Origin of the sequence: Streptococcus sp. FDAARGOS_522 (assembly GCF_003812445.1) — a bacterium.
Classification (GTDB): Bacteria; Bacillota; Bacilli; order Lactobacillales; family Streptococcaceae; genus Streptococcus; species Streptococcus agalactiae.
In genome coordinates, this window is sequence record NZ_CP033808.1 from 106,642 (window position 1) to 128,748 (window position 22,107).

The window sequence follows — 22,107 nt, forward strand, 5'->3', positions numbered from 1 at the left end:
AACTGAGCAGAACTTATTCTAAATATTTAATTGCATGTGTATTTATATTCTTTATAATATAAAAATATGCACCTCGTGATACTTGGTGATAGGGTGTTTTAATTTTTGAAATATAAACTAAAATTTAAAAATATAATTTGATTTCAAAATACAGAAAAATCAGATAAAAGCTTTATAATATAGTATTATACACACTTTAAAGAGTATTATCCACATTTAAAAAAATAAGATAAAATGATAAAAAATTAATTATTAATTAATTGACAGTGTGAATTCATAGTTGTATAATTAAACACATCTAAAAATCGGAAAGGTAATTTGCTATGTTGAAAAAACTATTTGCACCCCCTCAGAAAAGAGAACGTTTATCAGCTGAGGAAATTAAGCATAAATATCCTCGTTATCGTGTACAAGTCCTTATTTCTATTTTTGTAGGTTATATGGGATACTATTTTGTTCGTAATACGACTTCAATTCTATCTGGTATCCTTAATATGTCTGCTACTGAGATTGGTATTATTACCTGTGCTAGCTACATTGCTTATGGTCTCTCTAAATTTATTTCTGGTTTGATTTCAGATGAATCGAATTCTAAAATTTTCCTTCCAGTTGGTTTGTTTCTTACAGGACTAGTTAATGTGTTAATCGGTGTTATTCCCTCTGTAATTACTAGTATTTGGCTCTTTACTATCATGTATCTTATTAATGGTTGGTTACAAGGGATGGGATACCCTCCTGGAGCGCGTACATTAGTCTATTGGTATGATAATAAAGAAAGAATTAAATATGCCACCATTTGGAATTTATCTCACAATTTTGGTGGAGCAATAGCGCCGATTTTAACTGGTGTAGGTCTAGCTCTTGCTGGTAATGATTCTCTTAATCAAGCGCGTGCTGCTTATTGGTTTCCAGGGGTGGTGGCTTGTCTTTTGGCTATTCTTGTTTACTTTTTACAAGAAGATACTCCAGAATCTATCGGACTTCCGCCTATAGAAGAGTATCATAAAGAGCAATATACTAATGTTGTGGATTCAAGTAACATTTTAGAAGAGCCTGAAGTTTTGGGTATGGGCGAAATTATAAAAAAATATATTCTACCAAATACTAAACTGATGTGGGCATCCTTGTATTCAATATTTGTATATATTTTACGTTACGGTATTGTCTCATGGACTCCTAAGTTTTTAGCGACGAGTGTGCAAGATGGTGGAAAAGGTATTACTGCAACAGCTGGTATGGGTGGTTTTTCACTTTTTGAAATAGGTGGTATTATTGGGATGCTAACAGCAGGATATCTATCTGCCAAAATGTTTAAAAACTCTAAACCTTTAACCAATGTAGCCTTCTTAGTTGTAGCAATCTTATTACTAGCTGCCTATTGGTTTATTCCAGCAGGACCTCAATATATGGCATTAGACTTCATTATTTTACTAGGTTTGGGGGCATCAATCTACGGCCCTGTTATGATGGTTGGCCTGTATGCTATGGAGTTGGTTCCAAAAGCAGCAGCTGGAGCAGCTTCAGGATTGACTGGCACATTTAGTTATGTCGGAGGAGCAACAATCGCTACTCTAGCTATCGGTATTATTATTGACCACTTTGGTTGGGGAGTAGCATTTATAATATTTGGTATTTCTGGATTTGCGGCTATTGTCTGTACCTTGCTTTCAAGAGATAAGAGTCTAGAGTATTGGTGATATTATTTGATAAAAGTATCATTTAATATTTAATAGTAGTTATGAAAAAAGGCCTCTTGAAAGAGACCTTTTTTGTTTTAGATAATCTATTTGTTGAAGTATTTAGTGATATCGATTGCTTTTAATAGATAGTTTCTACCTAGTTAAAATAAAACTATCCCATTAATAATGATTCAATTTTAATGTCATATTCAGGGTAGTGTATGCTTAAATGTTCGATAATCACATGATAAATTTGTGTGATTTTTGCTCTTTTTTCTGGGAAGTCATGACCAATATAGTGGAAGGAACATTCTATCGTTAAAAAGAGCTCATGGAATAAGGTATTGACTTCTTCTAAAAGTTCTAAAAGTTTTTTATCTTCAGTAATAAACGCAGGTGCAGTATTGATTTCATCAGCCCAAGCATCTACAGGTCTAAGTGGATAAGTACCGTATTCTAGACATAATTCATAAGTCATAAAAGTCCTCCTAGTCTTTTACTATTTTAACATATGTGTGTTCTTAAGAAGAATAATTTGTCTTTAAAGCAAAGAATATGTCCTAAGCGTATTTTTTGCTATGTTGTAAGGAGTCGTTATATAATGAAGTATACTAACTTATTTTGCAGATGAGGAGAAAAAATGTCAGAAAAAATCAGAGTTTTACTCTATTATAAATATGTTTCAATTGAAAATGCGGAAGAGTACGCTGCGAAACATCTAGAATTTTGTAAATCTATTGGACTTAAAGGTCGTATTTTGATTGCGGATGAGGGGATTAATGGAACTGTTTCTGGAGATTATGAAACAACTCAGAAGTATATGGATTGGGTCCACAGCGATGAGCGTTTTGCTGATCTTTGGTTCAAGATTGACGAGGAAAATCAACAAGCTTTCCGTAAAATGTTTGTTCGTTATAAGAAAGAGATTGTGCACCTTGGGTTAGAAGATAATAACTTTGATAGCGATATTAATCCTTTGGAAACAACAGGTGAGTATTTAAATCCTAAACAATTTAAAGAAGCCTTGCTTGATGAAGATACTGTTGTTTTAGATACGCGTAATGATTATGAGTATGACTTAGGTCACTTCCGTGGAGCAATTCGTCCTGATATTCGCAATTTCCGTGAGTTACCACAATGGGTACGTGACAACAAAGATAAGTTTATGGAAAAACGTGTTGTTGTGTACTGTACCGGTGGTGTTCGTTGTGAGAAATTCTCGGGTTGGATGGTTCGAGAAGGTTTTAAAGATGTTGGACAATTACACGGTGGTATTGCAACATATGGAAAAGATCCGGAAGTTCAAGGTGAACTTTGGGATGGTGCGATGTATGTTTTTGATGATCGTATCTCGGTGCCAATTAATCATGTTAATCCAACTGTCATTAGTAAAGATTATTTTGATGGAACACCTTGTGAACGTTATGTCAATTGTGCAAATCCGTTTTGTAACAAACAAATTTTTGCTTCAGAAGAAAACGAAGCGAAGTATGTTCGAGGGTGCTCGCCTGAATGTCGTGCACATGAACGTAATCGCTATGTGCAAGAAAATGGTTTATCACGTCAAGAATGGGCAGAACGTTTAGAAGCTATTGGAGAATCCTTACCTCAAGTAGCAAATGTTTAATATTAAAAAATCGCTAGCAATAAAGCTAGCGATTTTTTAGCAATCACAATTGACATCGCAACAAGCTAGGTTATCAAGGTACATTTGATTTTCTTTAAAGAATTCAAGGGTATCTTCGTCTAATATAATCCCTTCTCGTTGTGCGATATGGTTAATAATAGGGACAAAGCGTTGTCTGAATTTATAAATATAGCAGAAAATAGTATCTCTTTGTCGTAAGCTTGGACCAATTAAGAAACAGTTATTAACGATAGTAGATTCGTCATCTTCAGTAACTATTGGCAACTGATTTTTATCGTATTCAAATAAAGCGATTCCGTCAATGAGATGACAGGTATTTAGAAAACCTGTGGAAAGAATAGGTTTATGGAAAGACTCCGCAGTACTACCGTCATCAAAAGTAACTTGATATTGTTTTCCAATTTGTTTAATCTCAATGGCTTTCTTGCCTTCAGAGATACTATAATATTCTTTTTTGTGGTCTTGTATATGTTTTAAACGTTCTTTAGTTATGGGGGATAAAGAGATGCTTGGATCGGGATTGCTCTCTTTACGACCAAACGTATCTGTATATAATTCGACTTGATTTCCCAAATATACTAGATGTGTTAGTGCATCACAAGCACTTTCGTTTCCACCAATGATGATAAATGGATTGTCAGATTTGATATGGAAATTATCAACTTGACCATAGTGCATTCCTAGATCTGCACCTTTAATATCAATGGTATTTGGATTTTGAAATTCTCCTGTTGCCATAATAAGATAATCAGCAGAAAAATCTCCCTTTGAAGTTTTAATAACAAAAAGGCTATCTCGTTTATCAATAGATAGAACAGATGTTTCGTTTTGGATAGGGAGATTATAATGAGCAGCAACTAATTGTAAGTAGCGTGCATATTCCACTCCAGAAAGATGTTCTTTTTCAAATGAGAAAGCAGGAGAAGTATCTGGAATAACAGCGTTTAGATCTGGAAAACCAAAGCCGTTGGTAGTGAAGGAAGGTGTGATAAATTGTGTTGTTCTGGGCCATCTTAAAAAAGATTCTCCAATGTGCCCTTTTTCAATGATAAGAAAATTTGTAAGTCCTAATCGTTGCATGGCAGAACCAAAACCGATTCCTGCAGCGCCTGCACCGATAATTATGGTTTGATAATGTTTCATGTCTTCTCCTTGACAAAAATAAATGTGTAAGATAAAATACTTAACCAGTTAATAATAATACAGTTTAACAAATAAAAGAGTGTTTGTAAAGAAAGGACTATTTGTGTTTTTACTATTATGTATTTTATCGATGTGGCTCATGATTTTTGGGGTTGCATTCTATTACTTTGGGTCGCTACATCAATCATTGACTTCAAGGATTATTTATCAGTTTGTACTTACTGTTTTGATAACGACAATAGCTTGGTTCATGGGTGCCTATTTTTTAGGATTTGAAGGTCATTTTAAAACTGTCTTTCAATTCCAAGAAGCAGATGGTAAACAAATTGTAAATTGTTTATTTCAACTTTGTTTCGCCCTTTACGCAGTAGTAATGCTTATTGGGTCAATTATTGATAGAGTTCAGACGAAGCGACTTTTATTAGCTGTTGTTTCTTGGCTTTTCTTGGTGTATACGCCCTTAGCTTATTTAATTTGGAATTCAGAGGGTGTTTTTGCAAAGATGGGAGTACTTGATTTTTCAGGCGGAATGGTCGTTCATTTATCTGCAGGACTTTCTTCGTATATTTTAGCTCATGTTATTGGCAAGAGTGAACATCAGCACAATAAGATTAAAAATGATAATCTCTTTTTAGGAATGATACTTATTACATTTGGTTGGTTTGGATTTAATATGGGTCCAGTTGGTGAGTGGAATTCACAAGCTATTATGATACTTTTAAATACTATATTTGCTATTATAGGTGGTGGTTTGGCGTGGACATTGGCTGCTAAGTGGAATGGTGAGGAAGAGAAAACAGGAAGCTTATTGAATGGCATTATTGTTGGTCTTGTGACGAGTACAGCAGGAGTTGGGTATCTCTTAACTTGGCAATTATTAGCTGTAACATTCTTTGCATCCCTCTTCACCTACTTTGTAACGGATTACGTTGCGAAAGCTTTTGCCATTGATGATGTCGTTTCCTCCTTTGGAATGAATGGTATTGGGGGATTGTTGGGAAGTTTAGGAGTTGGTCTCTTTAAATTATCACATATGCCAGTTCAACTGTTAGCATTAGCTACCACAATTCTTTTGTCAATTATAATGACCTATATCATATCTAAAGCGATTTTTAGAAAATAATAAATAAGGTTGAGATGTACATCTCAACCTTATTTATTATTTTAGCAAGGAGAGTGACTAAATAGAATTATTATCATTTTCTTACTAGACAGCAACTGTACAAGGTTCTGAAAGTTAGTTGATTATTAATGGTAGTTAGCATTTTTTAAGAATTGGAGTACTTTTAAAAGGTGATTGTTTTAATTAGTTATAGTTGTTATTAAAAATCGTCTAACAGTAAGCATAGTTATCAATGTAATTTACTGAATTTTTATTCAAAAAAGCTTGACTTATGTATAAAGATGATTTATACTTGTTCCTATCATAATAAAAGGAAGATAGTTTATGTCAAAAAAAATAATATTAGGAATTTTATCTCTTTTATCTGTCGTTACTTTGGTGGCGTGTGGTTCATCAGACAAACAGCTACAAGATAAAGTTGAGAAAAAAGGGAAGTTAGTTTTAGCGGTGAGTCCAGATTATGCTCCCTTTGAGTTTAAAGCGCTTGTTAATGGGAAAGATAAAGTTGTCGGTGCAGATATTGAGTTAGCTCAAGCTATTGCTGATGAGCTTCATGTCAAACTAGAGGTATCTCCTATGAGTTTTGACAATGTTTTATCAAGTTTACAAACAGGTAAGGCTGATATGGCTATTTCTGGATTATCATATACTAAAGAGCGTGCTAAAGTCTATGATTTTTCCAAACCTTATTACACTACAGAAAATGCGGTTCTTGTTAGGAAGTCTGATTTAGGAAAATATACTTCAATCGAAAGCCTTAAAGGTAAAAAAATAGCAGTACAAAAAGGAAGTATTGAAGAGGGAGTTTCTAAGAAATCGTTCAAAAATTCTCACGTCGTGTCACTGACAGCGATGGGAGAAGCGATTAGTGAGTTAAAATCAGGCAAGGTAGAAGCCGTTGATTTAGAAAAACCCGTAGCTGAAGGTTACTTGGCCCAGAATCCAGACCTTGTTCTTGCTAAGTTTGCCCTTAAAACAGGAGAAGGGGATGCTAAGGCTGTAGCTCTACCTAAAGACAGTGGAAAAATGTTGAAGACTGTTAACAAAGTGATAAAGAGACTTGAAAAAGAAGATAAATATAAAGTTTATATTTCAGATGCGGCTAAATTAACTGGCAATCAAGTTGAATAATATTAAAAAGCCTAGTCATAGGCTTTTTTGGATGTTATAATATGGCTTGACTAAGAATAATAGCATAAAGGCAGAGGAATATATGGTTCAGGGTTCAATTAATATTGAAAAATATAAAGATTTGGCGCTCCAAAAACAAAGCGAGCATCGTAAATTTTTAGCAAGTTTAAAAAAGAAAGCTCCTAAAAACTTAGATAGAATAGTCCAACAAATACATCAAGAGGTTTTTCAAGAAATTGATTGTACAGCATGTGCTAATTGTTGTAAAACTTTGGGTCCTCTATTTACAGAAGCTGATATTTCTAGGATTTCTAAACATTTCCGGATGAAGTTATCGGCTTTTGAAGATTTATTTTTAGGAGTAGATGAAGATGGAGATAAAGTATTTAAAGCAATGCCTTGTCCGTTTTTAGGCGAGGATAACTTATGTAGTATATACGATGTCAGACCTAAAGCTTGTCGTGAATTTCCACATACTGATCGTAAGAAAATCTATCAAATTAATAACTTAACGATAAAAAATACTCTTACTTGTCCAGCGGCATACCTTTTTGTGGAAAAATTGAAATCACGTATAGGGAAATAATAACCCAGAGAAAGTATCATAAAAATATTGACAATCTGCTTTTATTTGGGTATCCTAGTAAGTGAACGTGAAAATGTTACAATATCTTGAGGAGGTGAAACATATGTCAAAAACAGTAGTACGTAAAAACGAATCACTTGACGATGCACTTCGTCGTTTCAAACGTTCTGTGACTAAAGCTGGTACTCTTCAAGAATCACGTAAACGTGAATTCTACGAAAAACCTTCTGTAAAACGTAAACGTAAATCAGAAGCAGCTCGCAAACGTAAAAAATTCTAATTAGATAGAATATGAAAAAACAGTTCAGAATTGAGCTGTTTTTTCATATATTATAACTATGAGTTAATAAAAAAACTCGGTAATCCGAGTCTTTTATTATTTGTTAGCGAGTAAGTCGCGGATTTCAGCAAGTAATTGCTCTTGTGTTGGTTCAACAACTTCAATAATTTCTTCTTCAGCAGGTTTCTTAGCCATAACCTTGTTAGCAGCTTTAACGATGAAGAATAAAGTAGTACCAACGATTAAGAAATTAATAACTGCACTTAAGAAATTACCGTAAGCAACACCGTTCCATGAAAGCTGCGCAATATTTGAAACGCCAGCAGCTTTTAATACTGGATTAAGGATAAGCGGTGTAATAACGTCTTTAACAAGTGAAGTGATAATAGCATTAAAAGCTGCACCTAAAATAACAGCAACAGCAAGGTCTAAAACATTACCCTTAAATAAAAATTCTTTTAGTTCTTTAATCATGTGAACAAGCTCCTTAATATTATTTAATTCACGTTCATTATAGCAGATTTCTTTTGAGAAATCCAAATAATAGGTTTCAAATTATCTGTAAATTTTTATATTAAATTAGTGAAGAAGAAATCCTTGAAAAAGCTTTTGGAAAAATTTACACAGAAAAGAAAAAATGATATAATCAAATGTAAAACTATAATGGGTTATTTCTGTGGAGGTCATGACTTGGCAATTGATAAAGAAAAAATTTCTGAAATCAAGAACAGTGTTAACATTGTTGATGTCATCGGTGAAGTTGTCGGTTTGACAAAAACAGGACGCAATCATCTTGGTTTATGCCCATTTCATAAAGAAAAAACGCCATCTTTTAATGTTATCGAAGATAGGCAGTTTTTTCATTGTTTTGGTTGTGGTCGCTCTGGTGATGTCTTTAAATTTGTGGAAGATTACCAACATATTAGTTTTTTAGATAGTGTACAAGTTCTAGCTGAACGTTCAGGAATACCTCTAGATACTAATTTTAAGGGGCAGGTTCCTAAAAAACCTAAAGCTAATCAGTCGCTTTTAGATATTCATAGAGTTGCTTCGGGATTTTACCATGCCTATTTAATGACAACTAATGATGGTGAACGCGCTAGACAATACCTTGCTGAGCGCGGAGTGACAGAGGACTTAATTAAACATTTTCAAATAGGATTATCGCCGGGAGGGCAGGATTTTCTATATCGTCGTCTGGCAAAAGAGTTTGATGAAAAAACTTTGATGTCTTCTGGTTTGTTCAATTATTCAGAAAATAGCAATCAGTTTTACGATTCATTTAATAATAGAATCATGTTTCCGTTGACTAATGATATCGGTGAAGTCATTGCGTTTTCAGGACGAGTTTGGACCCAAGAGGACATTGATAGAAAACAAGCTAAATATAAAAATTCTCGTGCTACCCCTATTTTTAATAAGTCTTACGAGCTTTACCATTTAGATAAAGCGCGTGCTGTAATTAATAAAGCACATGAAGTTTACCTAATGGAAGGCTTTATGGATGTTATTGCAGCTTATCGTGCAGGAATTGAGAATGTTGTTGCTTCTATGGGGACCGCTTTAACCAATGAACACGTTAGACACCTTAAAAGATTTACTAAGAAAGTTGTTCTGACTTATGATGGTGATAGAGCTGGTCAAAACGCAATTGACAAGTCTTTAGAACTGCTATCAGATATGACTGTTGATATCGTTAGGATACCTAATAAAATGGACCCTGATGAATTTCTACAAGCAAATTCAGCAGAAGATTTTAAACAACTCTTAGAAAAAGGGCGCATCAGTAATACAGAGTTTTATATCCACTACTTAAAGCCTGAAAACACCGATAATTTACAATCTGAAATTGCTTATGTTGAAAAAATAGCGAAATTAATTGCTAAATCTCCATCAATAACAGCACAAAATTCATATATTACAAAAGTGGCTGAACTCTTGCCAGATTTTGATTATTTTCAAGTAGAACAATCGGTTAATAATGAACGATTGCATCATAGAAGTCAACAGCAAGCTTCACCTTCAGTACAAACAAGTGCTACAGTGCAATTACCACAGACAGGTAAGTTATCAGCTATCACTAAAACAGAAATGCAATTGTTTCATAGATTATTGAATCATCCCTACCTGTTAAATGAATTCCGTAATAGGGATAATTTTTATTTTGATACAACAGAAATACAAGTTTTATATGAGTTGCTAAAAGAAAGTGGTGAGATCACGTCTTATGATTTATCACAAGAAAGTGACAAAGTTAATCGTACTTATTATATGATTTTAGAGGAACAATTACCTGTAGAAGTATCTATTGGAGAGATTGAAGCCGTCGAAAAGGCACGTGACCGTTTATTGAAAGAACGTGATTTAAGAAAACAAAGCCAGTTAATTAGACAATCTAGTAATCAAGGTGATCAAGAAGGAGCCTTGGCTGCATTAGAAAATTTAATTGCTCAAAAAAGAAATATGGAATGAGGAACCTATGGCAGAGAAAAAAGGAAATACAACTTTTAATGTTCAAGTTGCGGATTTTATTCGTAATCATAAAAAACAAGGTACTGCAATTGATGATGAGGTAACAGAAAAACTTGTTATTCCTTTTGTTTTAGATGCAGATCAAATTGATGATTTGTTAGAACGATTGACAGACGGTGGAATTTCAATTACAGACAAAGAAGGCAATCCTTCAACAAAGTATGTGGTAGAAGGGCCAAAACCTGAAGAATTGACTGATGAAGAGCTCATAGGAAGTAATTCTGCTAAAGTTAATGACCCAGTACGTATGTACTTAAAGGAAATTGGTGTTGTTCCTCTTTTAACGAATGAAGAAGAAAAAGAATTGGCTGTTGCGGTTGCCGAGGGAGATTTAATGGCTAAACAACGTTTAGCTGAAGCAAACCTTCGTCTTGTTGTCTCAATTGCAAAACGTTATGTTGGACGTGGAATGCAATTTCTTGATTTAATTCAAGAGGGTAACATGGGGCTCATGAAAGCTGTTGATAAATTTGATTATTCAAAGGGATTCAAATTTTCAACTTATGCAACATGGTGGATTCGTCAAGCTATAACACGTGCAATTGCAGATCAAGCGCGTACGATTCGTATTCCTGTTCATATGGTTGAAACGATTAATAAATTGGTCCGTGAACAACGTAATCTTCTTCAAGAACTTGGTCAAGATCCAACTCCTGAGCAAATCGCAGAACGCATGGATATGACACCAGATAAAGTACGTGAAATCCTAAAAATTGCTCAAGAGCCGGTATCGCTAGAAACGCCAATAGGTGAGGAAGATGATAGCCATTTGGGTGATTTCATTGAAGACGAAGTTATTGAAAATCCAGTAGATTATACTACACGTGTTGTTCTTCGTGAGCAATTAGATGAGGTTTTAGATACTCTTACTGACCGTGAAGAGAATGTTCTTCGTTTACGCTTTGGTCTTGACGATGGTAAAATGCGTACGTTAGAGGACGTAGGTAAAGTATTTAATGTTACCCGTGAGCGCATTCGTCAGATTGAAGCTAAAGCCCTTAGAAAACTTCGCCATCCTAGTCGTAGCAAGCAACTTAAAGATTTCATGGAAGATTGATTGCTTCTCGATAATCGTTTTTAGAATAGGAAGTTTAGTTTCTAATAAAAATGATTTGCAAAGGAGTTATCTTAAAGACGGTATTAATATTTTCAGAGAGGTATTATAATGTCAGAAGTAAAACGATATAGCGAAGAAGAAGTTGGAAAAATAAAAGATCGTATCCTAGAAGCTTTGGAGATGGTTATCGATCCTGAATTGGGAATAGATATTGTTAACCTTGGGTTAATTTATGAGATTCGCTTTGAAGATAACGGTCGAACTGAAATTGATATGACTTTAACGACCATGGGATGCCCGTTAGCAGATTTATTGACAGATCAAATCCATGATGTTATGAAAACAGTCCCAGAGGTAACTGAAACTGAGGTGAAATTGGTATGGTACCCAGCCTGGTCTGTTGATAAGATGAGTCGTTATGCTCGTATCGCTTTGGGAATTCGTTCATAAGATAAAGAGTAAAGGGGTGAAATATTCCCTTTTTTAGTGTACAATAAACGAAGAATTAAAAGTTAAACTTATTTTTAAAGGAGCAAGGAATGATTTTAATTACAGGGGCAAACGGGCAATTAGGTAGTGAATTACGTCACCTTTTAGACGAACGAACTCAAGAGTATGTTGCTGTTGATGTAGCTGAAATGGATATTACAAATGCCGAGATGGTGGACAAAGTCTTTGAAGAGGTGAAGCCATCTTTAGTTTACCATTGTGCAGCTTACACAGCTGTTGATGCGGCAGAAGATGAAGGAAAAGAGCTAGACTTTGCAATCAATGTCACTGGTACAGAGAATGTCGCTAAGGCTGCTGCTAAACATGATGCAACACTTGTTTACATTTCGACGGACTATGTGTTTGATGGTGAAAAACCAGTGGGGCAAGAATGGGAAGTAGATGATCTACCTGATCCCAAAACAGAGTACGGTCGTACAAAACGTATGGGTGAAGAGTTAGTTGAAAAATATGCTTCAAAATTCTATACCATTCGCACAGCGTGGGTATTTGGTAACTATGGTAAAAACTTTGTCTTTACGATGCAAAACCTTGCAAAAACACACAAAACTCTAACTGTTGTTAACGACCAACATGGACGACCAACATGGACACGTACTTTGGCTGAGTTTATGACTTATTTAGCTGAAAATCAAAAAGATTTTGGTTACTATCATTTATCAAATGATGCTAAAGAAGATACAACATGGTATGATTTTGCGGTTGAAATCTTAAAAGACACAGATGTGGAGGTAAAGCCTGTTGATTCTAGTCAATTCCCAGCAAAAGCAAAACGTCCTTTAAATTCAACTATGAGTTTGGAAAAAGCGAAAGCAACAGGATTTGTGATTCCTACTTGGCAAGATGCTTTAAAAGAGTTCTACAAGCAGGAAGTTAAAAAATAAGATCAAAACAAAGAGTAGTAAGGCTAGAGAATCCTTTTAGCTTACTGCTCTTTTTAGCTAACTTTTCTAATTTATGGTATAATTGTATGGATTGTTTAGCTAGAATGGAGAAGATGATGCAAGATGTTTTCATTATAGGAAGTAGAGGGTTGCCAGCTCGTTACGGTGGTTTTGAAACTTTCGTTTCAGAATTGATTAATCATCAAAAAAGTTCCGACATAAAATACCATGTTGCATGCCTTAGTGATAAAGAACATCATACTCATTTTAACTTTGCTGACGCTGATTGTTTTACTATAAATCCTCCCCAATTAGGGCCAGCACGCGTGATTGCTTATGATATTATGGCCATTAATTATGCCCTTGACTTGGTTAAGACACATGATTTAAAAGAGCCTATTTTTTATATTTTAGGAAATACAATTGGTGCATTTATTTGGCATTTTGCCAATAAAATACATAAAGTCGGTGGCTTATTGTATGTTAATCCGGATGGTTTAGAGTGGAAGCGATCAAAGTGGTCTCGTCCCATACAGCGTTATTTAAAATACGCCGAAAAATGTATGACTAAAAATGCAGACCTAATTATTTCTGATAATATTGGTATTGAAAATTACATTCAAACTACCTACTCTAATGTGAAGACAAGGTTCATTGCTTACGGTACAGAGATTAATTCTAGGAAATTATCGTCAGATGATCCACGTGTCAAACAGTTGTTTAAAAAATGGAATATTAAGTCTAAGGGTTACTATCTAATCGTTGGTCGATTTGTCCCTGAAAACAATTATGAAACGGCTATTAGGGAGTTCATGGCTTCAGATACTAAGCGTGATTTAGTTATTATCTGTAACCATCAAAATAACCCCTACTTTGAAAAGTTGTCCTTAAAGACAAACCTTCAACAAGATAAAAGGGTTAAGTTTGTAGGTACGCTCTATGAAAAAGATTTGCTGGATTATGTTCGTCAAAAAGCCTTTGCTTATATTCATGGGCATGAAGTTGGGGGTACTAATCCAGGACTGCTTGAGGCTTTAGCTAATACTGATTTGAATCTTGTTCTAGATGTTGATTTCAACAAATCAGTAGCAGGTCTTTCAAGTTTTTACTGGACTAAAAAAGAGGGGAATTTAGCTAAGCTTATTAACGATAGTGATCAACAACAGGATTTATCTACTTACGGTGATCGAGCAAAAGCCATTATTCAAGAAAACTACACTTGGAAAAAAATTGTTGAAGAATATGAGGATTTGTTTTTAAATGAAAGTTAATATTTTAATGGCCACCTACAATGGAGAGAAGTTTCTGGCGCAGCAAATCGAAAGTATCCAAAAGCAAACCTTTAAAGAGTGGAACCTCCTAATCAGAGATGATGGTTCAAGTGACAAGACATGTGATATTATTAGAAACTTTACTGCTAAAGATTCTCGAATTCGTTTCATTAATGAAAATGAGCACCATAATTTAGGAGTTATTAAATCATTTTTTACGCTAGTTAATTACGAAGTTGCAGATTTCTATTTTTTTAGTGATCAAGATGATGTATGGTTGCCAGAAAAGTTATCTGTAAGTTTAGAGGCAGCAAAGCATAAAGCATCTGATGTACCATTACTTGTTTATACTGATTTGAAAGTTGTTAATCAAGAATTAAATATTTTACAAGACAGCATGATTCGGGCTCAATCGCACCATGCCAATACGACATTATTACCAGAACTAACTGAGAATACTGTTACTGGTGGGACTATGATGATAAATCATGCATTAGCTGAGAAGTGGTTTACTCCTAATGATATCTTAATGCATGATTGGTTTTTAGCACTCTTAGCAGCAAGTTTAGGAGAAATCATTTATTTGGATTTACCAACTCAACTATACCGTCAACATGACAATAATGTTTTGGGAGCGAGGACAATGGATAAGAGGTTTAAGATACTTCGTGAAGGTCCTAAATCTATATTTACAAGGTATTGGAAACTTATCCATGACTCACAAAAGCAAGCTTCCTTAATTGTTGATAAGTATGGTGATATTATGACAGTTACTGATCTTGAGCTCATTAAATGTTTTATAAAAATTGACAAACAGCCTTTTATGACAAGATTAAGGTGGTTATGGAAATATGGTTATAGCAAAAATCAATTTAAGCATCAAGTTGTGTTTAAATGGTTGATTGCAACAAATTATTACAATAAGAGATAAGATGATGAAAAAAATTTTACTAGTGATACCTGCTTATAATGAAGAAGGTAGTATTGCAAAGACAGTCCAGACGATTGTAGATTTTAAGGCGTCTCGCTCGCTACCTTTTGAGCTGGATTATATTGTTATTAACGATGGGTCAACCGATGGTACTCCAGAGTTATTAGATAGATTGGGTTTAAATCATATTGATCTTGTTCAAAATCTAGGTATTGGTGGCTGTGTGCAGACAGGATACTTATACGCTAATCGTAATCATTACGATGTTGCCGTTCAATTTGATGGTGATGGTCAACATGATATTAGAAGCATTGAAGATGTTGTTATGCCAATCTTAAATGACGAGGCAGATTTTGTTATTGGTTCTCGCTTTGTTGATAAAAAACATCAAAATTTTCAATCGACAGCAATGAGGCGTCTTGGCATAAATTTAATATCTGCTGCTATAAAATTAACGACGGGACACAAAGTCTATGATACAACAAGTGGTTATAGGGCAGCTAACGCGGCGCTAATAGCTTATTTATCGTGTCATTATCCAGTACAATACCCAGAGCCTGAATCAACTGCTCGGATTTTGGAAAAAGGCTATCGTTTGAAGGAAGTCACAGCTAATATGTTTGAACGTGAGGCAGGTACTTCAAGTATAAGTTCCCTAAAATCGATTTTTTATATGACGGATGTTTTAACGTCAATTATTATTGCAGGGTTTATTAAGGAGGATGATAAATGAGTTTAGCATTACAAATCGAAATGTTTATTTTAGCCATTGTCCTACTTTATATGATTATAAGAATGGTTAATAAAAACACATTTTCTGTTAAACGTTCTTTACCTTGGCTATTAGTTGGTTTAATTCTAGTCTTTATTAGTGTATTTCCTGGGGTGGTCTCATTTATCGCTCATCACCTTGGATTCGCTTTAACGATGAATTTCTTGTTATTTGGCGCTATTTTATTTCTGTTTTGTTTAGAATTATTTGATACTAGCAGCAATACCAAAAGAGATGAGCAAATTAAACGCCTGATTCAAGAGGTTTCTTTGTTGAAAAAAGAGATAGAGGATAGCACTTTAGATGAGTAAAAAACATATTTTTATTTGTCTGTTTTTCATGCTTTTTTTAGTAGGTTGCCAAAATAATAAAAAAGTAAAAACAGATAAAAAAGTAGATATTACAGCTTATTATTATCATAATAATACCCCGCAATACAGTGTTCAGATTAATGCTATTCATTTACAAACAGCATTGGATAAAGTGAGGACAGGGGAGTTTGAGAGCAAAGACTTTACACACTATACTTTTGATAGTATCAAGCGGAAGTACCAAGTTAGTGGTAAAAAAGTCCTTATGGATAATAACTATAGATTTGGTTCTGGTATAAAAAATACTAGACAGGATGCTATTGCTATTGTAAGGTTACTGCTTGAAAAGAATAAAGATTATTTAATTTACATGAATGGCTTAGAAGAGCCAAGTGTTTTATATAATCCAGAAAATAAACGTTATAAGTTCACAAATAACAAAGGAAAAGCAATTGGTAATATTCCAGTTGGTTTAACTGCTTTTGAAAACAGTGCAGAAACTCAAGAATATGTGTTGAAAAATATTCAGAAAAACGAAACGATTTATCTTGGTAATACCAGAGTAGATAATCCTCGAGTAACTGTTAATAACAAAAAAAGAGATACTATAGGAGTTGAATACGGTAAACGTGTTACTTATAGGATTCCAATTTATTCAAAGCAGCTGACTGTCAGAGTTAGCCCTAATTTTGTAGTAGATAGTACTAATTACAATTACCGACTTTCTCAAGCGCCTATTATTGCGGAAGAAGGTAAAGAGGGACGTTTGTATCCAATAGATAGCAGTATTAGTGTCGATGGTGATAAAATTGTTTTAAATAGTAGTGGTGATGAAACAGAGCAAAAAGAATTATTACAAAATAGCCTGTATAAGCTTCACTCTATTGATAAGTTAGATTTTGATTTGACAAATGCTAATATTAAAGAGTTAGAGATTACAGGACATGTTGCTTCAAAAAGAGATTATAATTTGTCTGTTGCTCAGGAAAAGAAAGGCGTCATAGAGACTAAACGGAGTCTAATTTCTGTTGATAATCAAAAGCAAGATCAAGGGATTTTTGTCGAGGATTCTAAAGGCTATATAAAGACACCTAGTTTGAGCAGTTATGGTATAAATTTTGCCATGTATGACGACAATCAAAATAGATTATTGCAAGGTTCAGAGTATATTTTAGGAAGATTGAGTGCAGATAAAAAAGTATTTCTATACCAACCTAATGGCTCTTGGATAAATACTCAAAAAACGATTAAGAGTTTAAATAAAGAATATCTTAACCAAAATGCTTACCATATTAGAGGAAATAACATTATAGGTATTGATGGTTATTCAAATGACATAGACTTGAATCCTAGGTTATGGGCTTATAACTATAAAAAACAAGTGAAAAGTAACCAATCATTATTTAAATTACGAGGTTTGTCTAATAAGTATAAGTATTTCTTAATACAGACAAAATCTCCAAAAGGCTACTTACAAAGCAATAAACCATTTTATTTTACAGTAAATAAAGATAGTGTTTCTAAAGCACAGTTTGGTAACTATAATATAAATGGTTATATAATGGACATGCAGTACAACAAACAAGAATACAATGCACTTGCAAACACTCCAAAAGGTCAAAAAACAAAGAAAACTTTTAAACCCATGACCCTAGTGATTCTTTTTGCGGTAGCTTTATTTATTTTCTATATTACAGCTATAAGATTTGTATTTAAAAGAATGTGAGTTAACTGTTAGACAGAGGTAATTATGAAAGAAATGACGGTCTCAGAAATAAGAGAAGTTCAACTTGAAATGTTAGCTTATATTGATAAAGTTGCGCGTGATAATAAAATTGAATATTCTTTAGGCGGAGGCAGCCTACTGGGAGCAATGAGACATAAAGGATTCATTCCATGGGATGACGATATCGATTTGATGCTAGAAAGAAGCCAGTATGAGCGTTTGATGAAAGCATTAGCTGATGCTAATAATAGCGATTTTAAATTGCTACATCATTCTGTTGAAAAAAATCTATGGCCATTTGCCAAGCTGTATCACACAAAGTCAATGTACTTAAGTAAAACAGATAGAATTCATCCTTGGACAGGGATTTTTATTGATATCTTCCCACTTGACCGATTACCAGAGAGTGCAGAAGAACGTCAAAGATTCTTTAAAAAAGTTCACTCTGCTGCTGCAAATTTGATGTGTACGACTTACCCCAATTTTGCTAGCGGTTCCCGAAAGCTTTATGCAAATGCAAGGCTAATTTTGGGGCTACCCCGATTCATCGCTTATCACGGCCAAGCTAAAAAACGTGCTGAAATTGTTGATCAAGTGATGGAAACATATAATAATCAAGAGGTTCCTTACATGGGTTATACCGATTCAAGATATCGCTTGAAAGAATATTTTCCAAGAGAAATTTTTTCTGAGTATGAAGATGTTATGTTTGAAAACATTAAAACTCGAAAAATTAAAAATGAGCATGCTTATCTGAATCAATTATATGGGGGTAGTTATATGGAATTACCTCCAGAAAGTAAGAGAGAAAGTCATAGTTATTACACTTGGTACTGGAAAGAAGGTTAATGATGAATATTGGAGTTATTTTTGCAGGTGGTGTTGGTCGTCGCATGAATACCAAAGGTAAACCAAAGCAATTCCTAGAAGTGCATGGTAAACCCATTATTGTGCATACAATTGATATTTTCCAAAATACAGAAGCTATTGATGCTGTAGTAGTTGTCTGTGTATCAGACTGGCTAGATTATATGAATAATCTGGTAGAGCGTTTCAACCTTACGAAAGTAAAAGCAGTTGTTGCAGGTGGAGAAACTGGCCAAATGTCAATTTTTAAGGGGCTTGAAGCCGCTGAACAGCTGGCTACAGATGATGCCGTTGTTTTAATTCATGACGGAGTACGTCCATTGATTAATGAAGAAGTCATTAATGCTAATATACAGTCAGTAAAAGAAACAGGAAGTGCGGTAACTTCAGTTCGTGCTAAAGAGACAGTTGTTCTAGTCAATGATTCTTCTAAAATATCTGAAGTTGTTGATCGTACTCGTTCCTTCATTGCTAAAGCGCCACAAAGTTTTTATCTATCAGATATCCTTTCTATTGAACGTGATGCCATTAGCAAAGGGATTACTGATGCAATTGATTCTAGTACTTTGATGGGTATGTACAATCGTGAACTCACTATTGTTGAGGGACCATATGAAAATATCAAGATAACAACACCAGATGATTTTTATATGTTTAAAGCTTTGTATGATGCTAGAGAAAATGAACAAATTTATGGGATGTAATGATGATTAAATTTAGTAATAAAATTGTACAAGAAGATTTAGCACTTATTAGTGACCAAAATTATATTAATTGGGAAAGACTTGCTAATAAAGCCGTTTTAATAAGTGGTTCTAATAGTATGTTAGCGAGTTATATGGTATTTTTACTAGCCTATCTCAATGAGACAAGAAATTACCAAACGCAAATTATTGCGACAGCTAGAAACATTGAAAAAGCCCGTGATAAATTTTCAGATTTAGTTGGGAAAGATTATTTCACCTTAATTCCTTATGATGTAGAAGAACGCCTAGAGTATGATGGAAAAGTGGATTACATTATCCATGCAGCAAGCAATGCTAGTCCAACTGCTATTTTGAGTAATCCTGTTAGCATCATAAAAGCTAATACAATTGGTACATTGAATTTATTAGACTTTGCAAAGGAAAAAACAATTGAAAACTTCTTGTTCTTATCAACGCGTGAAGTATATGGAACATCTATTAAAGAAGTGATTGATGAAGAAGCTTATGGTGGATTTGATATTTTAGCTACTAGAGCTTGTTACCCAGAAAGCAAACGCATGGCTGAAACTCTACTGCAAAGTTACTATGATCAATATAAGGTACCCTTTACTATTGCTCGTATTGCACATTCATTTGGTCCTGGTATGGAGCTCGGTAACGATGGTCGTATTATGAATGATCTTTTATCGAATGTCATTGATGGCAAAGATATCGTTTTAAAAAGTAGTGGTACAGCAGAGCGTGCTTTCTGTTATTTAGCAGATGCTGTATCAGGGTTATTTACTATTTTATTAAATGGTGAAGTTGGTCAAGCTTACAATGTAGCAAATGAAGATCAACCCATTATGATTAAGGATTTGGCACAAAAGTTAGTTGATCTCTTTTCTGATAAAAATATTTCAGTAGTATTTGATATTCCTAAAACTATGAGTGCAGGTTATAGCAAAATGGGGAGAACACGTCTCACTATGGCCAAATTAGAAGCGTTGGGATGGAAGCGAGAAGTTTCTCTTGAATCTGGAATATTAAAAACAGTACAAGCATTTGAGGAGTAATATGGTAAAGACAGCAGTTTTAATGGCGACATACAATGGCGAAAAATTTATATCTGAACAACTTGATTCAATTCGCCAACAGACATTAAAACCAGATTATGTATTATTGAGGGATGATTGTTCAACGGATGAAACAGTCAATGTCGTCAATAACTATATCGCAAAATATGGGTTAGAAGGCTGGAAAATTGTTAAAAACGACAAAAACTTAGGCTGGCGTTTAAATTTTCGTCAATTACTTATTGATGTGTTAGCCTATGAGGTTGACTATGTCTTTTTTAGTGATCAAGATGATATTTGGTATCTTGATAAAAACGAACGACAGTTTGCCATTATGTCAGATAATCCTCAAATTGAGGTTTTGAGTGCAGACGTCGATATCAAAACGATGTCTACAGAAGCCAGTGTTCCACATTTTCTAACTTTTTCTTCTAGTGATAGAATCAGTCAGTATCCTAAAGTATATGATTATCAAACTTTCCGTCCTGGATGGACCATTGCTATGAAGAGAGATTTTGCGCAAGCTATCGCTGATAATTGGACTTTTGGAGCTAATATTTCGCACGATAACCTTATCGAGACAACTGCCAGTATTATTGGAAATGGTTATAACCTTAACGAAAGCGTAGGAGTTCATATTCGATATGGAGGAAACGCAAGTGGTAATAGCAAATTTGTTTTGAATTGGAAGTCGCCTAAAACACAACATATCACAGGATTAAAAACATTTGTTGATTTTTACGAAACCATGCAGAAGGTTGTCAACAAATATCAAAATGATGTCGCTTTAAATCAACGCTTAGCCTTTGAAAAAGAAAGATTGGAAGCTTCTAAATTGTCATTAATTCATAATAGTGCTTTTGTGATTAAAAATTGGCGACTCTATAACTCTAATAGTGGACGCATGAGAGATTTATTATTTGCGTTTAAAAAGTAAGGAATAATATGGTAAAAACAGCAGTTTTGATGGCAACATATAATGGTCAAGGTTTCATCCATGATCAGCTAGATTCAATTAGAAATCAAACGTTGAGACCAGACTATGTCTTAATGAGGGACGATGGCTCTACTGATGATACTGTAAAGGTGGTTGAAGACTATATAAAAGAGCACCGTTTAGATGGTTGGTCAATAACTAGTAATGATAAAAATTTAGGTTGGCGTTTGAATTTTCGTCAGTTGCTTTTAGACGCTAAGCGTCTTTCTGTAGATTATTTATTTTTTAGTGATCAAGATGACACATGGTATCATCATAAAAATAAGATGCAAGTTGATATTATGGAAGAACGCCAAGATATAAACCTTCTTAGTGCCGATATTGATATCAAAAAGTTATCAGAAGAGGCTACTATTCCCAATAATTTTAAGTTCAATGGTGAGGAAACAATTTCTAAGTATCCATTAGACTTTTCATATCATAACTATCGTCAAGGTTGGACTTTTTGTTTACGCAAGTCGTTTGTTGATCAAGTAATGACTTTTTACAGTGATAATTTAATTTTGTCACATGATAATCTTTTTGCAGGGATATCTGGTGTCATTGGTTCAGGTTACAATTTAAACAGAAGTGTTGGTGAACATAAGCGACATGCTGAGAATGCAAGTGGGAATATCTTGAATATGAGCTCAAGTTACGAAAGGCATTTACAAGAACTGTATTTTGTTTTGAGTTACTATATCATCCTTGTACCATTTTTAGAAAAAAGTAGCTCTAGTCAATTAAGGGAAGCTAAAGCTTATCTGGATTTTAATCAGCAACGTTATAAAAATGCTCAAAATAAAGATTTTGTAGCAATACTTAAACAAATGATGACTAAAAAACGGTTCTATGATAGCTTTTCAAATCGCATTCGTGACTTGGTGTTTTTATTAAAAGATATAAAAAGGAGTTAAT

At 34.1% G+C, this 22,107-nt stretch carries 23 protein-coding genes; 20 read left to right on the forward strand and 3 right to left on the reverse strand.

Going from position 1 to position 22,107, the window contains the following annotated elements:
- The first annotated feature begins 323 nt into the window (after positions 1-323).
- On the forward strand, positions 324-1,697 hold the full coding sequence (locus tag EGX70_RS00555; RefSeq protein WP_123947825.1) for an MFS transporter: 1,374 nt from the start codon (positions 324-326) through the stop codon (positions 1,695-1,697).
- A gap of 154 nt (positions 1,698-1,851) precedes the next feature.
- Here EGX70_RS00555 and EGX70_RS00560 read toward each other — a convergent pair whose 3' ends face one another.
- Positions 1,852-2,157 (reverse strand): hypothetical protein, encoded by a 306-nt coding sequence (locus tag EGX70_RS00560; RefSeq protein ID WP_000220571.1) that lies wholly within the window; start codon positions 2,155-2,157, stop codon positions 1,852-1,854.
- Between the two features lie 162 nt (positions 2,158-2,319).
- On the opposite strand from EGX70_RS00560, the gene EGX70_RS00565 reads away from it, so the two are divergent.
- Positions 2,320-3,306, forward strand: a complete 987-nt coding sequence (locus EGX70_RS00565; protein WP_001290916.1) for a rhodanese-related sulfurtransferase — start codon at positions 2,320-2,322, stop codon at positions 3,304-3,306.
- A gap of 36 nt (positions 3,307-3,342) precedes the next feature.
- On the opposite strand, the gene EGX70_RS00570 is transcribed toward EGX70_RS00565, so the two are convergent.
- The gene (locus EGX70_RS00570) at positions 3,343-4,470 is read right to left on the reverse strand and encodes an NAD(P)/FAD-dependent oxidoreductase (protein ID WP_000683738.1); all 1,128 of its coding nucleotides are present in this window, start codon (positions 4,468-4,470) and stop codon (positions 3,343-3,345) included.
- A gap of 130 nt (positions 4,471-4,600) precedes the next feature.
- On the opposite strand from EGX70_RS00570, the gene EGX70_RS00575 reads away from it, so the two are divergent.
- From EGX70_RS00575 to rpsU, 4 genes are all read left to right on the forward strand, one after another.
- Positions 4,601-5,593 (forward strand): ammonium transporter, encoded by a 993-nt coding sequence (locus EGX70_RS00575; protein WP_000266612.1) that lies wholly within the window; start codon positions 4,601-4,603, stop codon positions 5,591-5,593.
- A gap of 324 nt (positions 5,594-5,917) precedes the next feature.
- The gene (locus tag EGX70_RS00580) at positions 5,918-6,724 is read left to right on the forward strand and encodes a transporter substrate-binding domain-containing protein (protein WP_000037656.1); all 807 of its coding nucleotides are present in this window, start codon (positions 5,918-5,920) and stop codon (positions 6,722-6,724) included.
- 82 nt (positions 6,725-6,806) lie between these two features.
- A complete protein-coding gene (locus tag EGX70_RS00585) occupies positions 6,807-7,310 on the forward strand; it encodes a YkgJ family cysteine cluster protein (protein ID WP_000249818.1) in 504 nt (167 codons plus the stop codon).
- Between the two features lie 103 nt (positions 7,311-7,413).
- On the forward strand, positions 7,414-7,590 hold the full coding sequence (rpsU, locus tag EGX70_RS00590) for a 30S ribosomal protein S21 (RefSeq protein ID WP_000048058.1): 177 nt from the start codon (positions 7,414-7,416) through the stop codon (positions 7,588-7,590).
- 96 nt (positions 7,591-7,686) lie between these two features.
- On the opposite strand, the gene mscL is transcribed toward rpsU, so the two are convergent.
- Positions 7,687-8,064 carry a large conductance mechanosensitive channel protein MscL gene (gene mscL / locus EGX70_RS00595; protein ID WP_000588846.1) on the reverse strand — a complete coding sequence of 126 codons (378 nt, stop codon included), beginning with the start codon at positions 8,062-8,064 and terminating at the stop codon, positions 7,687-7,689.
- Positions 8,065-8,253: 189 nt separating this feature from the next.
- On the opposite strand from mscL, the gene dnaG reads away from it, so the two are divergent.
- The 14 genes from dnaG (at position 8,254) to EGX70_RS00665 (ending at position 22,106) form a co-directional block, all read left to right on the forward strand.
- Entirely contained in the window at positions 8,254-10,062 is a 1,809-nt protein-coding gene (gene dnaG / locus EGX70_RS00600) for a DNA primase (protein WP_000540257.1), read from the forward strand.
- Positions 10,063-10,069: 7 nt separating this feature from the next.
- A complete protein-coding gene (rpoD, locus tag EGX70_RS00605; RefSeq protein WP_000818341.1) occupies positions 10,070-11,179 on the forward strand; it encodes an RNA polymerase sigma factor RpoD in 1,110 nt (369 codons plus the stop codon).
- Positions 11,180-11,287: 108 nt separating this feature from the next.
- Positions 11,288-11,629: a metal-sulfur cluster assembly factor gene (locus tag EGX70_RS00610; protein ID WP_000005645.1), complete on the forward strand. Its 342-nt coding sequence runs from the start codon at positions 11,288-11,290 to the stop codon at positions 11,627-11,629.
- Positions 11,630-11,718: 89 nt separating this feature from the next.
- A complete protein-coding gene (rfbD, locus tag EGX70_RS00615) occupies positions 11,719-12,573 on the forward strand; it encodes a dTDP-4-dehydrorhamnose reductase (RefSeq protein ID WP_000600895.1) in 855 nt (284 codons plus the stop codon).
- Between the two features lie 116 nt (positions 12,574-12,689).
- Entirely contained in the window at positions 12,690-13,844 is a 1,155-nt protein-coding gene (gene cps2T, locus EGX70_RS00620) for a beta 1-4 rhamnosyltransferase Cps2T (protein ID WP_001154390.1), read from the forward strand.
- Positions 13,834-14,775 (forward strand): glycosyltransferase family 2 protein, encoded by a 942-nt coding sequence (locus EGX70_RS00625; protein WP_000867341.1) that lies wholly within the window; start codon positions 13,834-13,836, stop codon positions 14,773-14,775. The genes cps2T and EGX70_RS00625 overlap by 11 nt, the downstream gene beginning before the upstream one ends.
- Position 14,776: 1 nt before the next feature.
- Entirely contained in the window at positions 14,777-15,508 is a 732-nt protein-coding gene (locus tag EGX70_RS00630; protein WP_123947827.1) for a glycosyltransferase family 2 protein, read from the forward strand.
- A complete protein-coding gene (locus EGX70_RS00635) occupies positions 15,505-15,858 on the forward strand; it encodes a DUF2304 domain-containing protein (protein WP_000050394.1) in 354 nt (117 codons plus the stop codon). Before EGX70_RS00630 ends, EGX70_RS00635 begins: the two co-directional genes overlap by 4 nt.
- Positions 15,851-17,584, forward strand: a complete 1,734-nt coding sequence (locus tag EGX70_RS00640; RefSeq protein ID WP_000037467.1) for a SpaA isopeptide-forming pilin-related protein — start codon at positions 15,851-15,853, stop codon at positions 17,582-17,584. The genes EGX70_RS00635 and EGX70_RS00640 overlap by 8 nt, the downstream gene beginning before the upstream one ends.
- Before the next feature lie 24 nt (positions 17,585-17,608).
- Positions 17,609-18,433, forward strand: coding sequence for a phosphorylcholine transferase LicD (locus EGX70_RS00645; protein WP_000661823.1), 825 nt, complete (start codon positions 17,609-17,611; stop codon positions 18,431-18,433).
- Positions 18,433-19,155 carry a 2-C-methyl-D-erythritol 4-phosphate cytidylyltransferase gene (locus EGX70_RS00650; protein WP_000981010.1) on the forward strand — a complete coding sequence of 241 codons (723 nt, stop codon included), beginning with the start codon at positions 18,433-18,435 and terminating at the stop codon, positions 19,153-19,155. Before EGX70_RS00645 ends, EGX70_RS00650 begins: the two co-directional genes overlap by 1 nt.
- Positions 19,155-20,213 (forward strand): NAD-dependent epimerase/dehydratase family protein, encoded by a 1,059-nt coding sequence (locus EGX70_RS00655; RefSeq protein ID WP_000972787.1) that lies wholly within the window; start codon positions 19,155-19,157, stop codon positions 20,211-20,213. Before EGX70_RS00650 ends, EGX70_RS00655 begins: the two co-directional genes overlap by 1 nt.
- Before the next feature lies 1 nt (position 20,214).
- On the forward strand, positions 20,215-21,150 hold the full coding sequence (locus EGX70_RS00660; RefSeq protein ID WP_000241103.1) for a glycosyltransferase family 2 protein: 936 nt from the start codon (positions 20,215-20,217) through the stop codon (positions 21,148-21,150).
- Between the two features lie 8 nt (positions 21,151-21,158).
- Positions 21,159-22,106 carry a glycosyltransferase gene (locus EGX70_RS00665; RefSeq protein ID WP_000241109.1) on the forward strand — a complete coding sequence of 316 codons (948 nt, stop codon included), beginning with the start codon at positions 21,159-21,161 and terminating at the stop codon, positions 22,104-22,106.
- The last annotated feature ends 1 nt before the right edge of the window (position 22,107 follow it).

Excerpts from the sequence above, each read along its gene's own strand:
- EGX70_RS00555 (WP_123947825.1), top strand. The coding sequence starts at position 324 with ATGTTGAAAAAACTATTTGCACCCCCTCAGAAAAGAGAACGTTTATCA.
- EGX70_RS00560 (WP_000220571.1), bottom strand. The coding sequence starts at position 2,157 with ATGACTTATGAATTATGTCTAGAATACGGTACTTATCCACTTAGACCT.
- EGX70_RS00565 (WP_001290916.1), top strand. The coding sequence starts at position 2,320 with ATGTCAGAAAAAATCAGAGTTTTACTCTATTATAAATATGTTTCAATT.
- EGX70_RS00570 (WP_000683738.1), bottom strand. The coding sequence starts at position 4,470 with ATGAAACATTATCAAACCATAATTATCGGTGCAGGCGCTGCAGGAATC.
- EGX70_RS00575 (WP_000266612.1), top strand. The coding sequence starts at position 4,601 with ATGTGGCTCATGATTTTTGGGGTTGCATTCTATTACTTTGGGTCGCTA.
- EGX70_RS00580 (WP_000037656.1), top strand. The coding sequence starts at position 5,918 with ATGTCAAAAAAAATAATATTAGGAATTTTATCTCTTTTATCTGTCGTT.
- EGX70_RS00585 (WP_000249818.1), top strand. The coding sequence starts at position 6,807 with ATGGTTCAGGGTTCAATTAATATTGAAAAATATAAAGATTTGGCGCTC.
- rpsU (WP_000048058.1), top strand. The coding sequence starts at position 7,414 with ATGTCAAAAACAGTAGTACGTAAAAACGAATCACTTGACGATGCACTT.
- mscL (WP_000588846.1), bottom strand. The coding sequence starts at position 8,064 with ATGATTAAAGAACTAAAAGAATTTTTATTTAAGGGTAATGTTTTAGAC.
- dnaG (WP_000540257.1), top strand. The coding sequence starts at position 8,254 with ATGGGTTATTTCTGTGGAGGTCATGACTTGGCAATTGATAAAGAAAAA.
- rpoD (WP_000818341.1), top strand. The coding sequence starts at position 10,070 with ATGGCAGAGAAAAAAGGAAATACAACTTTTAATGTTCAAGTTGCGGAT.
- EGX70_RS00610 (WP_000005645.1), top strand. The coding sequence starts at position 11,288 with ATGTCAGAAGTAAAACGATATAGCGAAGAAGAAGTTGGAAAAATAAAA.
- rfbD (WP_000600895.1), top strand. The coding sequence starts at position 11,719 with ATGATTTTAATTACAGGGGCAAACGGGCAATTAGGTAGTGAATTACGT.
- cps2T (WP_001154390.1), top strand. The coding sequence starts at position 12,690 with ATGCAAGATGTTTTCATTATAGGAAGTAGAGGGTTGCCAGCTCGTTAC.
- EGX70_RS00625 (WP_000867341.1), top strand. The coding sequence starts at position 13,834 with ATGAAAGTTAATATTTTAATGGCCACCTACAATGGAGAGAAGTTTCTG.
- EGX70_RS00630 (WP_123947827.1), top strand. The coding sequence starts at position 14,777 with ATGATGAAAAAAATTTTACTAGTGATACCTGCTTATAATGAAGAAGGT.
- EGX70_RS00635 (WP_000050394.1), top strand. The coding sequence starts at position 15,505 with ATGAGTTTAGCATTACAAATCGAAATGTTTATTTTAGCCATTGTCCTA.
- EGX70_RS00640 (WP_000037467.1), top strand. The coding sequence starts at position 15,851 with ATGAGTAAAAAACATATTTTTATTTGTCTGTTTTTCATGCTTTTTTTA.
- EGX70_RS00645 (WP_000661823.1), top strand. The coding sequence starts at position 17,609 with ATGAAAGAAATGACGGTCTCAGAAATAAGAGAAGTTCAACTTGAAATG.
- EGX70_RS00650 (WP_000981010.1), top strand. The coding sequence starts at position 18,433 with ATGATGAATATTGGAGTTATTTTTGCAGGTGGTGTTGGTCGTCGCATG.
- EGX70_RS00655 (WP_000972787.1), top strand. The coding sequence starts at position 19,155 with ATGATGATTAAATTTAGTAATAAAATTGTACAAGAAGATTTAGCACTT.
- EGX70_RS00660 (WP_000241103.1), top strand. The coding sequence starts at position 20,215 with ATGGTAAAGACAGCAGTTTTAATGGCGACATACAATGGCGAAAAATTT.
- EGX70_RS00665 (WP_000241109.1), top strand. The coding sequence starts at position 21,159 with ATGGTAAAAACAGCAGTTTTGATGGCAACATATAATGGTCAAGGTTTC.